Origin of the sequence: Streptosporangium sandarakinum (genome assembly GCF_050942225.1) — a bacterium.
In the GTDB taxonomy this organism is placed as follows: Bacteria; Actinomycetota; Actinomycetes; order Streptosporangiales; family Streptosporangiaceae; genus Streptosporangium; species Streptosporangium nondiastaticum.
Window position 1 is genome coordinate 7,057,750 of record NZ_CP192034.1, and the last position, 13,910, is coordinate 7,071,659.

General features: G+C 71.3%; 15 protein-coding genes. 10 read left to right on the plus strand and 5 right to left on the minus strand.

From position 1 onward, the window contains the following. Positions 1 to 15: 15 nt before the first annotated feature. Positions 16 to 1,545, plus strand: a complete 1,530-nt coding sequence (locus tag ACQP10_RS32285; RefSeq protein WP_346019096.1) for a trypsin-like serine peptidase — start codon at positions 16 to 18, stop codon at positions 1,543 to 1,545. Positions 1,546 to 1,635: 90 nt separating this feature from the next. Here the strand turns inward: ACQP10_RS32285 and ACQP10_RS32290 are convergent, their stop codons facing one another. After that, positions 1,636 to 2,808 carry a hypothetical protein gene (locus ACQP10_RS32290; protein ID WP_346019095.1) on the minus strand — a complete coding sequence of 391 codons (1,173 nt, stop codon included), beginning with the start codon at positions 2,806 to 2,808 and terminating at the stop codon, positions 1,636 to 1,638. 414 nt (positions 2,809 to 3,222) lie between these two features. Further along, positions 3,223 to 4,422 carry an NAD(P)-dependent malic enzyme gene (locus ACQP10_RS32295; RefSeq protein WP_433540275.1) on the minus strand — a complete coding sequence of 400 codons (1,200 nt, stop codon included), beginning with the start codon at positions 4,420 to 4,422 and terminating at the stop codon, positions 3,223 to 3,225. Between the two features lie 267 nt (positions 4,423 to 4,689). Here ACQP10_RS32295 and ACQP10_RS32300 point away from each other — a divergent pair, with 267 nt between their 5' ends. Next, complete coding sequence (locus ACQP10_RS32300) at positions 4,690 to 5,223, plus strand: CGNR zinc finger domain-containing protein (RefSeq protein ID WP_179825175.1); 534 nt, start codon at positions 4,690 to 4,692, stop codon at positions 5,221 to 5,223. Here ACQP10_RS32300 and ACQP10_RS32305 read toward each other — a convergent pair. Continuing rightward, on the minus strand, positions 5,190 to 5,498 hold the full coding sequence (locus ACQP10_RS32305; protein ID WP_346019093.1) for a S24/S26 family peptidase: 309 nt from the start codon (positions 5,496 to 5,498) through the stop codon (positions 5,190 to 5,192). The two genes, ACQP10_RS32300 and ACQP10_RS32305, sit on opposite strands and share 34 nt — an antisense overlap. A 91-nt stretch (positions 5,499 to 5,589) precedes the next feature. Between ACQP10_RS32305 and sodN the strand changes: the two genes are divergently transcribed. The 3 genes from sodN (at position 5,590) to ACQP10_RS32320 (ending at position 7,404) form a co-directional block, all read left to right on the plus strand. Next, the gene (gene sodN, locus ACQP10_RS32310; protein ID WP_179825179.1) at positions 5,590 to 5,991 is read left to right on the plus strand and encodes a superoxide dismutase, Ni; all 402 of its coding nucleotides are present in this window, start codon (positions 5,590 to 5,592) and stop codon (positions 5,989 to 5,991) included. Between the two features lie 190 nt (positions 5,992 to 6,181). Further along, positions 6,182 to 6,607, plus strand: coding sequence for an anti-sigma factor (locus ACQP10_RS32315; protein ID WP_376770520.1), 426 nt, complete (start codon positions 6,182 to 6,184; stop codon positions 6,605 to 6,607). Between the two features lie 17 nt (positions 6,608 to 6,624). After that, a complete protein-coding gene (locus ACQP10_RS32320; protein WP_218912380.1) occupies positions 6,625 to 7,404 on the plus strand; it encodes an RNA polymerase sigma factor SigF in 780 nt (259 codons plus the stop codon). Positions 7,405 to 7,424: 20 nt separating this feature from the next. On the opposite strand, the gene ACQP10_RS32325 is transcribed toward ACQP10_RS32320, so the two are convergent. Continuing rightward, entirely contained in the window at positions 7,425 to 7,814 is a 390-nt protein-coding gene (locus ACQP10_RS32325) for a hypothetical protein (RefSeq protein ID WP_346019092.1), read from the minus strand. 77 nt (positions 7,815 to 7,891) lie between these two features. Between ACQP10_RS32325 and ACQP10_RS32330 the strand changes: the two genes are divergently transcribed. Together ACQP10_RS32330 and ACQP10_RS32335 are read left to right on the plus strand one after the other, a co-directional pair. Then, positions 7,892 to 8,857 carry a diacylglycerol/lipid kinase family protein gene (locus ACQP10_RS32330; RefSeq protein WP_346019091.1) on the plus strand — a complete coding sequence of 322 codons (966 nt, stop codon included), beginning with the start codon at positions 7,892 to 7,894 and terminating at the stop codon, positions 8,855 to 8,857. A gap of 281 nt (positions 8,858 to 9,138) precedes the next feature. Beyond that, positions 9,139 to 9,393 (plus strand): WhiB family transcriptional regulator, encoded by a 255-nt coding sequence (locus ACQP10_RS32335; RefSeq protein WP_179825187.1) that lies wholly within the window; start codon positions 9,139 to 9,141, stop codon positions 9,391 to 9,393. 114 nt (positions 9,394 to 9,507) lie between these two features. On the opposite strand, the gene ACQP10_RS32340 is transcribed toward ACQP10_RS32335, so the two are convergent. Further along, positions 9,508 to 10,971 (minus strand): PAS domain-containing sensor histidine kinase, encoded by a 1,464-nt coding sequence (locus tag ACQP10_RS32340; protein WP_179825188.1) that lies wholly within the window; start codon positions 10,969 to 10,971, stop codon positions 9,508 to 9,510. Between the two features lie 67 nt (positions 10,972 to 11,038). On the opposite strand from ACQP10_RS32340, the gene ACQP10_RS32345 reads away from it, so the two are divergent. The 3 genes from ACQP10_RS32345 (at position 11,039) to bioD (ending at position 13,859) form a co-directional block, all read left to right on the plus strand. Continuing rightward, entirely contained in the window at positions 11,039 to 12,211 is a 1,173-nt protein-coding gene (locus ACQP10_RS32345; RefSeq protein WP_179825190.1) for an 8-amino-7-oxononanoate synthase, read from the plus strand. Between the two features lie 76 nt (positions 12,212 to 12,287). Continuing rightward, a complete protein-coding gene (locus tag ACQP10_RS32350; protein WP_179825192.1) occupies positions 12,288 to 13,007 on the plus strand; it encodes a GntR family transcriptional regulator in 720 nt (239 codons plus the stop codon). A gap of 129 nt (positions 13,008 to 13,136) precedes the next feature. Next, the gene (gene bioD / locus ACQP10_RS32355; protein WP_390001167.1) at positions 13,137 to 13,859 is read left to right on the plus strand and encodes a dethiobiotin synthase; all 723 of its coding nucleotides are present in this window, start codon (positions 13,137 to 13,139) and stop codon (positions 13,857 to 13,859) included. Positions 13,860 to 13,910: the final 51 nt, after the last annotated feature.

A 13,910-nucleotide genomic window follows, 5' to 3' on the forward strand; every position in this document is an offset into this window, starting at 1 on the left:
ACCAAGGAGTTTCCCTTGAAGCGCATCCTCCTCCCCGCCGGTGGCGTCGTCCTCGCCTCCGGCCTGCTGGCCGCCGGCCTGGCCGGCACCGCCAACGCCGCTCCCGACTGGGCCTCCGACACGATGGCCAAGGACGCTCCCTCCGCGCAGGAGGTGGCGAACTTCTGGCTCGCGAAGAACGGCGAGTCCAACAACCTCGCCAAGGCGACCGCCTACAACGTCGAGACCAAGGCCACCACCCAGCTGAAGGCCGGCGGCGGCTACACCGCCGACGGCAAGCCGGGCCTCGCCGCCCCCATCGGCGAGGAGAAGAAGACCGCGGCCAAGGTCAAGAACATCAACCTGCCGAAGACCATCGGCAAGGTGTTCTTCGAGGCCCCCGACGGCAGCCTGAAGTGGTGCTCCGCCACCTCGGTCCAGTCGAAGTACCACAACCTCGTCGCCACCGCCGGCCACTGCGTCTACGACGACAAGGCCAACGGCAGCGTCATGGGCAAGTGGGTCTTCGTCCCGGCTTACTACCAGGGCAAGGCTCCCTACGGCGTCTACGTCGGTAAGACCGCCTTCACCCACTACGACTACTCCGTGTTCAACGACCGCGACCGCGACTACGCGTTCGTGACCGTGTACAACGGTGTCCAGATCGGTGGCGGCACGGCCAAGGAAGTCTCCAAGGCCGACTACGCCAAGTTCGAGGGCAAGAAGGAAGTCAAGCCGGTCGAGATCTCGAAGGCCGACTTCGAGAAGTGCCAGCTCAACCTCGGTGACTGCTTCTCCGAGGGCAAGGACGGCGCCCCGCAGGTCGCCGGTCCGGACTACCCCGGTGCGGTGCTCGAGCGTGTCGAGGTCACCGAGGGTCAGTACAAGGCCGCCAAGGTCGGCCCCGGCAACGGCAACAAGCTGGGCGAGCCCGAGGTCGAGCCGCTGACCTACGAAGAGGCCATCAAGTACTACAACGGCCACCGTGCGAACCCGGCCAAGTTCCCCGGCACGGTCAACGTCGACGACAAGACCAACGCCTTCGTCACCCACTACTACGTCCAGAAGTGGGTGAAGCCGGGCACCACCCAGAAGTACTTCAAGAACACCTACTGGGTGTTCGACGGCTTCATCAAGGACGCCGGCAAGCTGGGTGACAACGTCGGTGGCCAGGGTGTGGCCTGGAACCAGAAGACCGGCCAGGCTGTGTGGGTCTTCGGCTACCCGGCGCTCCCGCACCCCGACGGCAACAAGGCCTACACCGGCGTTACGCCGAAGTGGTGCTACGGCAAGACCTCCGGCAAGGTGTACGTCTCCGCCGCCGAGAAGGTCGAGGAGCACATTGGCCTGAAGTGCGCGATGACCGAGGGCGCCGACGGTGCTCCGTGGCTCATCAAGTACAGCAACGCCAAGCGTCTCGGCTACGTCAACGGCGTGACCAGCCTGTTCGGCGACCAGGACAAGAACGGCCGCTTCGACCTGAGCACCTCGCCGTACTTCGACGGTGAGACCGCGACGGTCTACAACCAGGCCGCCGCTGTGTGGTCCGGCTCGATCGTCAAGTAGTTCTGACGGTCACCTGAGCTAGGGGGTCCAAACCTCAAGCTCACCTGCTCCACCTGAGGGGCCCGGCTCTTGCCGGGCCCCTCAGTCTTTTCAGACGGCCGCGCTCCCGGCCCGCTCCCCCAGTTCCTTCACCGCGGCCTCCCCCGCGAACGGCGCGAACCTCCGCCGCAGGTCGTCCGCGTACGACCGGCTGCGGGCCGACTGGAGGTCGCGTGACAGCTCCAGCGCCTCCCCCGCCGCCGAGCATGCCTGCTCCAGGTCGCCGCTGCGCAGCCACCCCGCCGCGAGCAGGGACAGGTTGAACATCCGCCCCCGCACGTAGCGCCCGTCCATGTCGAGCGACCGCGTGGCGTGCCGTACGGTGGCCGGGCCGTCGCCCAGGTCGCGGAAGCAGTGGGCGAACTTGGCCGCGAGGTACGCCTCGTCGAAGTAGGAGATCCAGCCGGGCTCGTCGCCGCCCCGGCGCCGGTCGAAGGCCAGCTCGGCCTCGTGCAGCGACGCGGCGCACGCCGTACGGTCGCCCTTGACGGCGTGCGCGTGCGCCTCCATCACGTGCGCCTCGGCGAGCAGGGTGAAGATCCCGGCGCGGCGGGCCGAGAGCTGGGCGGCCCGCGCGAGGTCGAGAGCGTGCGCCGGCTGCCCGACGTACACCGCCTGGTGGCTCATCCCGGCGAGGATCTCCCCGCCGAGGCCGTGGTCGCCGGCCTCCCTGGCCAGCCGGAGCGCCTGGATGAGGTAGCGCTGGGCCAGGCCGTGCCGCTCCAGGTCGTAGGCCATCCACCCGGCCAGCCGGGTCAGCTCGGCCGCGGCGGACGCCAGGGCCCGGCCGGTGGCCTCGCCGTAGGAGCCGTCCGACAGCAGCGGGGCGACCGCGGTGTCGAGGTACTTCACGACGGCGGGGCGGATCCGGCCGCCGCCGAACCTGTTGTCCAGCTCGCCGAAGGAGCGGGTCACCTCCCGGATGGCCGCGATGTCGGCCGTGCCCACCCGTCGGTGGCCGCCCGCGACGGGGGCGGACTCCTGCGGGAGGGTCAGCCAGCGCAGCGCGCCGGTCGAGCCCGCCCCGACCGCGAAGGCCGAGTCGAGCAGGAATCTGCGTCTCTCCACGTCTCCGTGCCACAGTGCCGTCACGGTCGTGATCGCCTCCTGCCAGGTATGGGGGAACTCCTGCCCGGGGGCGTCGGCCCCGCGGGACGGCCTCGGGCGGATGAGTCCCGCCTCGGCCATGAGCCGCCGAAGTGAGTGGTCGGGCCGGTGTGTCATCGCTTCTCTCCTCACCGTGGGCACCGCGTGCGCGCCGCGGGGGCGTCACGGCGGCACGACGCGGGTGCCGGACGAGCACGGCGTGGGCACCGCGCGGGTGCCGGGAGGGATTCGCACCCCGTGCCGGACTCCGCCCCTCCCTGACGCACTTGCCGGAACGATGACGGAACGCTCCGTTTATAGCACGTTCAGTTACCGAATTTTGAAGATTCCCTGGAACACCAGGTGTGACGGCACAACGCGAGACGCCCCCCGCCGGTCGGGCGGAGGGCGTCGTGGAAGGCGTCGTGGAAGGCGTCGTGGGCGCGGAGGATCCCAGGTGAGGATTCCCGGGTGAGGGTCCCCGGCGAGAACGGCCCGCCGACGGGTCACCGGCGGGTCACCGGCAGGCCGCCGGGACCCGCCCCGGGCGGTCTACCGGCGGGCGACCCCGTCGAGCCGGGCCTGCGCGGCGACCGCGGCGGTGACCGCGGGGGCGACGCGCTCGTCGAACGGGCTGGGGATGACGTAGTCGGCCGCGAGGTCGTCGCCGACCACCCCGGCCAGCGCCTCGGCCGCGGCGACCTTCATGTTCTCGGTGATGGCGGTGGCGCGGACGTCGATCGCCCCGCGGAAGACGCCGGGGAAGGCCAGCACGTTGTTGATCTGGTTGGGGAAGTCGGAGCGGCCGGTCGCCACCACCCGGGCGTACCTGGCGGCGATCTCCGGGTAGATCTCGGGCGTCGGGTTGGACAGCGCGAAGACGATCGAGCCTGGCGCCATGGAGGCGACGGCCTCCTCGGAGACGGTCGAGCCGGACAGGCCCACGAACACGTCGGCGCCGGCCAGGGCGTCCTCGGTGGAGCCGCGCAGGCCCGCGCGGTTGGTGTCGCGGGCCAGGGCCTCCTTGGCCGGGTTCAGCCGGTCGCGCCCGTCGTGGATCAGGCCGGCGGAGTCGGCCACCGCGAGGTCGCCGATGCCGGCGTCGAGCAGCATGCGGCTGACCGCGACGCCGGAGGCGCCGGCGCCGGCGACGACGGCCCGCAGCTCGCCCAGGGAGCGGCCGGTGAGCCGGGCGGCGTTGCGCAGCGCGGCGAGCACGACGATGGCGGTGCCGTGCTGGTCGTCGTGGAAGACGGGGATGTCGAGCAGCTCGCGCAGCCGGGCCTCGACCTCGAAGCAGCGGGGCGCGCTGATGTCCTCCAGGTTGACGCCGCCGAAGGAGGGCGCCAGCCGAGCGACGGTCTGGACCAGCGTGTCGACGTCGGTGCAGTCGAGACAGATCGGCACCGCGTCGACCCCGGCGAACTGTTTGAACAGCAGGGCCTTGCCCTCCATGACCGGCATCGCGGCGGCCGGGCCGATGTCGCCGAGGCCGAGCACGGCGGTGCCGTCGGAGATGACGGCGACGACGTTGGGCACCCAGGTGTAGTCGTCGGCGAGCTCGGGCCGCTCGGCGATCGCGCTGCAGACCCGGGCCACCCCGGGGGTGTAGGCGAGCGCCAGGTCGGCGGCGTCGCGGACCGGGACGGTGGAGCGGACCTCCAGCTTGCCGCCGCGGTGCAGGGCGAACGCCGGGTCGAGATCGAGGCGGTCGGAGGGTTCGACGGAGACTGAGGACGGCGTGACGGCCAAAGCGACCCCTGTGGTTCAGTCGGACGGAAGGACTTGTTCCTGCGTGGACGGCGCGGGAAGCCCGGCCCGGCTTCGGTTGCAGCCCGGGGCCTGCTTGCCGGAAACGGTCGTCCGGAGGGTTCGGGGGTCACCCGTCGCTCGATTCTGCCACATGACCGGGCCGCGAATGGTGACAGATAGCGCTTAGTTTGTTTCGGATGGTGGCGGCCGTGACAGCGTGTAATACTCGAACCCCTGCACATCGCTTACAGCAAAGACGGACCACCGGTGGATCTGACCTCCTACGCCGAGCTGGCTGTGCTGCTCATCAACAGCCCCGACCGACTGACCGGGATGGACGGGCTGCGGTCCATCCTCGAAGAGGGCAACCGCTACCGCCCCGGTTGCCGCATCATGCGAAGTGACCTCGACGCCCTGCGCGACCTGCGTGAGGAGCTCGTGGCCGTGTTCGAGACCGCCGCGCTCGGCGACGAGCAGGCGGTGGTCGACCGGCTCAACTCGCTGCTCATCCAGCATCCCGTCCAGCCGCAGATCTCCGGCCACGACGGCGAGCGCTGGCACCTGCACCTCACCGAGGGCGGGCGGATGGCCGACCAGTACGCCGTGGGCGCGGTGATGGGCCTGGCCACCATCGTCACCGATCTCGGGGTGGACCGGCTGGGCCTGTGCCAGGCCGCGCCGTGCCGCCGCGCCTACCTCGACACCTCCTCCAACCGCTCGCGCCGCTACTGCTCGGAACGGTGCGCCAGCCGGGCCAACGTGGCGGCCTACCGGGCGCGCAAGAAGGTCAGCGGCCAGTAGCGCAGCACCACCCTGCCGACCAGCAGCGCGGGCGGCAGGGCGCCGAAGTCCCAGCTGTCGCGGCGGCCGGTGGCGCGCTGGTTGTCGCTCTCCAGCCACCACCGCCCGTCGGCCTCCCGCCAGGCGGCCCGTTTGACGATCAGTCGCTCCGGGTCGGACGGCAGCCGGGCGACGACGAGGTCGCCCTCCCGTACGGCGGCGCCCCGCCGTACCCAGAGCCAGTCTCCCGGGCGCAGGGCGGGCAGCATCGAGTCGCCCTCGACACGCACTCTCATCCGTCTCCTCCCCCTGCCACGGCGGGAATTCCAAGGCGAGTAAGGTCTGTTGTGGACCATGCTGAACCCAGCATCAAGGAAGGATTTTCCGATGCTTGCACGACTTCTGCGACCCAAGCACGTGGCGTCGGCGCACTGCGACCTGCCGTGCGGCGTCTACGACCCGGCCCAGGCTCGCATCGAGGCCGAGTCGGTCAAGGCGATCATGGAGAAGTACGCCGCGAACGACGACCCGGTCTTCCGTACCCGCGCGCTCATCATCAAGGAGCAGCGGGCCGAGCTCGTCAAGCACCACCTGTGGGTCCTGTGGACCGACTACTTCAAGCCGCCGCACCTGGAGACCTACCCGCAGCTTCACCAGCTGTTCTGGGAGGCCACCAAGCTGGCCGGCGCGGCCGGCGGCAAGGGCACGGTCGACCCGGCGCAGGCCGACGAGCTGCTCGGCAAGATCGACGAGATCTCCAAGATCTTCTGGGCGACCAAGGCCGCCTGAGCGGGTCTCCGCTGATCGGACCCCAGGCCCCGTGCGACGCGTGTTCGCACGGGGCCTGACCTGTTGGGATGTCCCATTCAGGTGTCTTAGGGTGTTCTTGAGGTGCTAATTCGCCCCGATCGCGAGTCCAAACGGACCGCTCACCCCGGCGGGGCTGTAGGTTGCAGTCAGCGACTCTGCGAGGAGGAACGTGACCGAACACACCGAGACACCTGCGGTCGGCATGGGCGGGATTCGTGACGTGGTGAGCGTCCGGTTGCCGGCGGCGAGTGCCTATCTGTCCGTGCTGCGTACGGCCACCGCCGGGCTGGCCGCACGGCTGGACTTCACGCTGGACGAGATCGAGGATCTGCGGATCGCGGTCGACGAGGCGTGCGCGATGCTGCTGGGCGAGGCCGTGCCGGGCACGGACCTGACCGCCGAGTTCGAGCTCACCGGTCAGGTGATGCAGGTCCGGGTCGAGGTCAGCACGGTCGGCGGTTCCACGCCGAAACGCGATGACTTCGCCTGGATGGTGCTCACCGCCCTGACCGACGACGTCGATGCCGTAACCGACTCCCCCGACCGCATGGCGATCGTGCTACGCAAGCGCCGAGGCGCGGCGAGGCCGGCGTGACGGAAAGGACTCGTGCCATGGCCGCCAGCGATCACGCGGTACCCGACCGGGTACGCGCGCGCCTGCTCTTCGCGGAACTGGCGGAGTTGACCCCCGACGACTCGCGGCGCCAGCGTATCCGCGACGAGCTCGTGGAGCTCCACCTTCCCCTGGTGGAGTACCTCGCCCGCCGGTTCCGCAACCGGGGCGAATGGCTCGACGACCTGACCCAGGTCGCCACCATCGGCCTGATCAAGTCGATCGACCGTTTCGACCTCGACCGGGGGGTGGAGTTCTCCACCTACGCCACCCCGACGATCGTGGGCGAGATCAAGCGGCACTTCCGCGACAAGGGCTGGGCGGTGCGCGTGCCGCGGCGGCTGCAGGAGCTGAAGCTGTCGCTGACCAAGGCGATAAGCGAGCTGTCGCAGCGGGAGGGCCGCGCGCCCACGGTGAGCGAGCTCGCGGCCTACCTGAAGATGTCGGAGGAGGAGGTGCTCGAGGGGCTGGAGTCGGCCAACGCCTACTCCACGGTCTCGCTCGACGCCCCCGACTCCGGTGACGACGACGCGCCCGCGGTGGCCGACTCGCTCGGCATCGTCGACGACTCCCTGGAGGGCGTCGAGTACCGCGAGTCGCTCAAGCCGCTGCTCGAACGGCTGCCGCCGCGCGAGAAGCGGATCCTGCTGCTGCGGTTCTTCGGCAACATGACCCAGTCGCAGATCGCCACCGAGCTCGGCATCTCCCAGATGCACGTCTCGCGGCTGCTGGCCAGGACCCTGGCGCAGCTCCGCGAGGGCCTGACCGCCGAGGACTAGGACCGGACCGGCAGGGGGGATCAGTCCGGTCGCTCGTCCCCGTAGAGGGCGTGGGTCGTCGGCGGGGACAGCAGCGTGACCAGTCCGGCCAGGGTCGCGGCGATGAGCGGGATGCCCATCGCGCCCTGGCCGGACTGGATCAGCGTGATCGCGACGATCGCGATGAAGATCTGCGCCACCACCCCGGGGCCGCGTGCCCACCGCTGCGCCTGCAGCAGGCCCCACGCCACCCACAGCAGGGCCGCGCCGACGGCGATCCCGAATCCGGCGACGAAGAGGGAGCTGATCGGGTCGGACGGCTTGCCGATCACCGTCTCGACGCCGACGTAGCCGCCGAGGAGCAGGGCGAGGATTCCTTCGAGCGCCAGGACGACGGCGGCGACGGTGAGGGTGACGGGGCGGTTGGACACGCCCCAACCCTATCGCCGGGCCGTTCCGGTCCCCCTTCCCCCGGCATAACCCCCGTATCGACCGATACGCTGGCGTTATGCGCGCCCTCCTCCTGGTGAATCCAAAAGCGACGACGACCAACCAGCGGACGCGCGATGTGATCATCAGGGCTCTCGGCGCGAGCGTGGACCTGACCGTCGAGGAGACCGGTTACCGCGGCCACGCCGCCCTGCTCTCCCGCAAGGCCCGCGAGTCGGGGTACGACGCGGTGGCCGTTCTGGGCGGCGACGGAACGATCAACGAGGCGGTGAACGGCCTGCTGGACGACGCCGGTGATCCCCCGGAGCCGCGGGACCCCCGTACCTCGGCGGACCGGCCGGCGCTGCTGGTGATCCCCGGCGGGAGCGCCAACGTCTTCGCGCGGGCGCTCGGCCTGCCCAACAGCCCGGTCGAGGCGGCCGGCGCGGTGCTGGAGGCGCTGCGCGAGGGGCGGCGGCGGACCGTCGGCCTCGGGCGGGCCTCCTGGAACGGTGAGAGCCGCCACTTCACCTTCTGCGGCGGCATGGGGTACGACGCCGAGGTGATCCGGGCGGTCGAGGGGCTGCGCGGCACGGGATACCGGGCCACCCCGGCGCGCTACGTGAACACCGCGCTGCGGCACTACCTGTCGACCGACCGGCGGCGGCCCGCCATGTCGCTGGAGGGCCCCGAGGTGCCGTCCGCCGAGGGCATCTTCCTGGCGATCGTCTCCAACACCTCGCCCTGGAGCTACGTCGGGTCCCGGCCGGTCTGCCCGACCCCGTGGGCGAGCTTCGAAACCGGCCTCGACATGCTGGGGCTGCGCCGGCTGGGCCTGCCGACGATGCTCGACCTGGTGCCGCAGATCCTCGGCCGCCGCGAGACCCTGCCCATCGGCCGCCACCTGGTGCAGCTCCACGACGAGGGCGAGTTCACGCTCACCGCGGAGCGGCCGGTGGCCTTCCAGCTCGACGGCGACTACCTGGGTGAGACGGAGCGGGTGACCTTCCGTTCCATCCCGGACGCGTTACAAGTTCTGGTCTAGTTAGTTACATAGCGTCATTGTGTGATGCATCCGACATGCACGGACGGCAAAACATTCGGGCAAACCTCTTGCGTGCACTGAGCGTGGCTGACAATCTCAACAGTGACGTCGGAACGTAGGACCTTTGAGCGGACACCTCGCTCCCAGGCCACCGGCGATCAAGCGGACACGCCTCGAACCGAACAGGGTTCGGGTCATCGTTCGCCATGGTTAGTGAAACTCTTCACAAAGTGAGCCGACGGAGCCTGCGGCAAGGGCTCCTCTTACGAAGGAGTGGACGCATGGACTGGCGCCACCGCGCTGCCTGCCGTGACGTGGACCCCGAGCTGTTCTTCCCCATCGGCAACACGGGCCCCGCTCTCATGCAGATCGAAGAGGCCAAGCAGGTGTGCAACACCTGCTCGGTGAGCGAGGCCTGCCTGAAGTGGGCCCTTTCGTCCGGCCAGGACGCCGGCGTCTGGGGTGGCCTGAGCGAGGACGAGCGCCGCGCCCTCAAGCGCCGCACCGCCCGCGCCCGCGTCCGCAGCGGCGCCTGACCGCCACCCGCCGACCGGCGCCCCACCCCGCCCGGGAACCCCGGGATCCGGGCGCCTGACCTCCCGCGAACCGGGCCCGCCCGGCCCCGCGGCAGGAACGCCCGAACGACCCGCTCAGGCCGCGGGCAGGGGGATGTCGAGGGTCACCTCCGTCCCCCCGCCCGGCCTGGGACCGATCGCCAGCCGACCGGCCAGCTCCCCGACCACCAGCGTGCGGACGATCTGCAGACCCAGGCTGGTGGTCGACTCCGGGTCGAACCCCTCGGGCAGCCCGCGGCCGTCGTCCGAGACGACCACCCGCAGCCGTTCGTCCCCCCGCGACACGATCACCTGCAGCCGGCCCGGCCGGTTCGCGAACCCGTGCTGGACGGCGTTCTGCAGCAGCTCGGTGAGGACCATCGCCAGCGGCGTGGCCACCTCCGAGGGCAGCACCCCGAACGTCCCGACCCGGCGCGGCGTCACCTTCGCCTCCGGGGCGGCCACCTCCCCCGTCATCGCGATCACGCGGTCGGCGATGTCGTCGAAGTCGACCTGCTCCTCGGGCGTGTGGGACAGCGTCTCGTGCACGATCGCGATCGACCCGACCCGGCGCACCGCCTCCTCCAGCGCCTCCCGGCCCTCCGGCACCCGCAGCCGCCTGGCCTGGAGCCGCAGCAGCGCGGCGACCGTCTGCAGGTTGTTCTTCACCCGGTGGTGGATCTCCCGGATCGTGGCGTCCTTGGTCATCAGCTCCCGCTCGCGCCGCCGCAGCTCGGTGACGTCGCGGATGAGCACCAGCGCGCCGATCCTGCCGCCGCCGACGACCAGCGGGATCGCCCGGAGCTGCACGACCGTGCCGCCCGACTCGACCTCGGTCTCGCGGGGCTCGCGGCCGCTGGCCACGATCATCAGGTTCTCGTTGATCGGCTCGTCGGAGTAGCACAGCGCGGCGGTCGTCCGGCCCAGCTCGGCCCCGACCAGGTCGGCGTTGAGGCCCAGCCGCCGGTAGGCCGACAGCGCGTTCGGCGAGGCGTAGGTGACCCGGCCGGCGCGGTCGAGCCGGAGCAGCCCGTCGCCCACCCGGGGCGAGCGCACCAGGATGGGCTCGGCCCCGGAGAACGGGAACCGCCCCTCGGCCACCATCTGGGCCAGGTCGGAGGCACTCTGCAGGTAGGTCAGCTCCAGCCGGGACGGGGTGCGCGCCGACGACAGGTTCGTCGAGCGCTGGATCACGCCCAGGAAGTGGTCGGCCCGCCGTACCGGGATGGTCTCCTCCCGGACCGGGACGCCGCTCGACCAGTCGGGGTCGCCCTCCCGGCAGATCCGCCGCTCGTCCCACGCCGTGTCGATGAGCGGGCGCTCGCCCTTGCTCACCGTCACCCCGACGATGTCGTCGTGGTAGACGGTGGGCCCCGTGGTGGGGCGCATCTGGGCGATCGCGATCCACCCGGAGGCGTCCCGCAGCGGGATCCACAGGATGAGGTCCGCGAACGACAGGTCGGCCAGGAGCTGCCAGTCGGAGACCAGCGAGTGCATCCACTCGATGTCCGCTTCGTTGAGCGCGGTGTGGCGAACCGCCAGGTCGCTTAGAGTCGGCACTCGTGCATCATGCGTTCTTTGCCGGTCCGAATGCGAATCGGGCGGGTCCGGCTGGAAGGATTTCCCCATGGAGCAGAGTCCCCGGCACGTCCCGGACCCGCTCGCACGGTTTCGCTCGGCGGCGGCGGACCGCGAGGCGGCCGGGCTGAGGCGGGCCCTGCGCCCCCGCACCCCGGACGACGACGGCATGATCGACCTGGCCTCCAACGACTATCTCGGCCTGGCCAGGGACGCCCGCCTCGCCGAGGCCGCCGCGGCGGCCGTCCGCGCCTGGGGCACCGGCTCCACCGGCTCCCGTCTGGTCACCGGCTCCACCGCGCTGCACGCCGAACTGGAGGCCGATCTGTGCGCCTTCACCGGCTCCCCCGCCGCGCTGGTGTTCTCCTCCGGCTATCTCGCCAACCTCGCCGCGGTCGCGGCCCTGGGCCGGGACGCGCTGGTGGTCTCCGACGCCGGCAACCACGCCTCCATCGTCGACGCCTGCCGGCTGTCGCGCTCGCGCGTGGTCGTCACCCCGCACGGCGACGTCGGGGCGGTGGAGAAGGCCCTCGCGGGGCGGGCGGAGGAGCACGCGGTCGTGGTCACCGACGCGCTCTTCTCCGTCGACGGCGATCTCGCCCCCCTCGCGGAGCTCCACGAGGTCACCGTACGGCACGGCGCGCTGCTCGTCGTCGACGAGGCCCACTCGCTCGGCGTGCTGGGCCCCGGCGGCCGGGGCGCGGTGTACGAGGCGGGTCTGGCCGGTGAACGCGGTGTTGTGAAAACGATCACACTCTCCAAGTCCCTGGGCTCCCAGGGAGGGGCCGTGCTCGGGGCTCCCGAGGTGATCCAGACCCTGCTCGACACGGGTCGCCCGTTCATCTTCGACACCGGCCTGGCGCCCGCCTGCGTTGCGGCTGCACTCGCCGCTCTGGATATCCTTCGGAACCAGCCCGAACTGCCCGGACGCGTGCGAGCCAGGGCGAGGGAGCTGGCCTCGACGGCCCGCGAACTCGGCCTGGAGACGAACGACCCGGCGGGTGCGGTCGTCCCGATCGTGCTCGGCCATCCCGAGACGGCGCTTCGGGCCGCCCTCATCTTCGCGGAGCACGGAGTGCGCGCCGGATGCTTCCGGCCGCCCTCGGTGCCGGTCGGCCGCTCTTGCCTGCGGCTTACCGCGCGGGCCAATCTGACTTCCGATGAACTTGCGGTGACCGGGGACGCACTCACCGCCGTGGCCGAGATGAAGGTGACCATGTGAGTGAGCGAAGCGGACGGGTCCGGCGGGCCCGGTACTTCGGGCACGCCCGTTCCAAGCCGTCCGGCGAGGTGCTGCCGTGACGGACGAGTCCCCCCGAATCCCGAAATACTACGACGTCAAGCGCAACCTGCTCACGCTCACCAAGAGCCTGCCCGCGGGCAGCGCGCTTCCCCCCGAGCGGACGCTCGCCGTGCGCTTCGAGACCTCCCGCACCACCGTGCGCCAGGCCCTGTCGGAGCTGGTGGTCGAAGGCCGCCTGGTGCGCATCCAGGGCAAGGGGACGTTCGTCGCGCAGCCCAAGGTCGCCCAGGTCCTCCAGCTCACCTCCTACACCGGTGACCTGCGGACCGTCGGACTGGAGCCGGACACCAAGATCCTCGACATCAGCTACGTCACCGCCGACGAGCCGCTGGCCCGCCGCCTGGCGATCAACCCCGGCGGGCGGGTGCTGCGCATCCACCGGCTGCGCCTGGCCAACGGCGAGCCGATGTCGATCGACACCACCCACCTGTCGGCCCGGCGCTTCCCCAGGCTCCGGCGCGAGCTGGAGGTGCACTCCTCGCTGTACGAGACGCTGCACAACGCCTACAACGTGCGGCTGACCGACGCCGAGGAGATCATCGAGACCGTGCTGGCCACGCCGTACGACGCTCAGGTGCTGGGGGTGGACGTCGGCCTGCCGATGCTCCTGCTCACCCGGCACGCCTTCGACGCCGAGGGCGACCCGGTGGAGTGGGCGCAGTCCCTCTACCGGGGCGACCGCTACAAGTTCGTCACCCGGCTGCGCCGCCCCTGACCGCCGCCTGCGCGGGCGCCGCCCCGCCCGGTCACACCGTACGGCGGGGCGGCGGGGCCGCGCCCTGGCACTCCCGGAAACGTTCCGTGGCCGGGGCGGGGGAGGCCGGGGCCTCCTAAGGTGAGGGGGGTGAGCATTCTCGTGGTCACCGGTACCGACACCGGAGTGGGCAAGACGGTCGTCACCGCGGCCGTGGCGTCGCTCGCCAGGGAGCGGGGCTCCTCGATCGCCGTGGTGAAGCCCGCGCAGACCGGGGTGGGCGAGAACGAGCCCGGGGACCTCGACGACGTCATCCGGCTGTCCGGGGTGACGACCACGTTCGAGTTCGCCCGGTTCCCCGACCCGCTGTCCCCGGCGGCGGCCGCCCGCGTGTCGGGCCTGCCGCAGGTCTCCCTGGCCCGCGCGGCGCTGCGGGTCAGGGAGCTGGCCGAGTCGCACCGGCTGGTGGTCGTCGAGGGGGCGGGCGGGCTGCTCGTCCGCTTCGACGAGGAGGGCGCCACCCTGGCCGACCTGGCCCGGGCCCTGTCCGCGCCGGTGCTCCTGGTGTGCCGGGCCTCCCTGGGCACGCTCAACCACACCGCGCTGACGCTGGAGGCGATGGCCCACCGGGGGCTCGACCTGGCCGGGGTGGTGATCGGGTCCTGGCCCGCCGAACCCGGCCTGGCCGAGCGGTGCAACGTGGCCGACCTGGAGATGCTGGCCGCCCGGCCGCTCGCGGGCGCGCTCCCGGAGGGCTCCGGCGCGCTCGACCGCGACTCCTTCGCCCGTACGGCCCGCGCGGGCCTGAGCCCGGCGCTGGGCGGCGCGTTCGACCCGGCGGTCTTCCGGAGCGGCCTGGGACGCCTGTCGTAGCGCCGGGACCGCTGCCTGTGGTGATATCCGTACCGGTATGGATCCGGCCTT

Coding starts and splice junctions, on each gene's coding strand:
- sodN (WP_179825179.1), top strand. CDS start 5,590: ATGCTTGCACGACTTCTGCGACCCAAGCACGTGGCGTCGGCGCACTGC.
- ACQP10_RS32290 (WP_346019095.1), bottom strand. CDS start 2,808: ATGACACACCGGCCCGACCACTCACTTCGGCGGCTCATGGCCGAGGCG.
- ACQP10_RS32335 (WP_179825187.1), top strand. CDS start 9,139: ATGGACTGGCGCCACCGCGCTGCCTGCCGTGACGTGGACCCCGAGCTG.
- ACQP10_RS32320 (WP_218912380.1), top strand. CDS start 6,625: ATGGCCGCCAGCGATCACGCGGTACCCGACCGGGTACGCGCGCGCCTG.
- ACQP10_RS32305 (WP_346019093.1), bottom strand. CDS start 5,498: ATGAGAGTGCGTGTCGAGGGCGACTCGATGCTGCCCGCCCTGCGCCCG.
- ACQP10_RS32345 (WP_179825190.1), top strand. CDS start 11,039: ATGGAGCAGAGTCCCCGGCACGTCCCGGACCCGCTCGCACGGTTTCGC.
- ACQP10_RS32330 (WP_346019091.1), top strand. CDS start 7,892: ATGCGCGCCCTCCTCCTGGTGAATCCAAAAGCGACGACGACCAACCAG.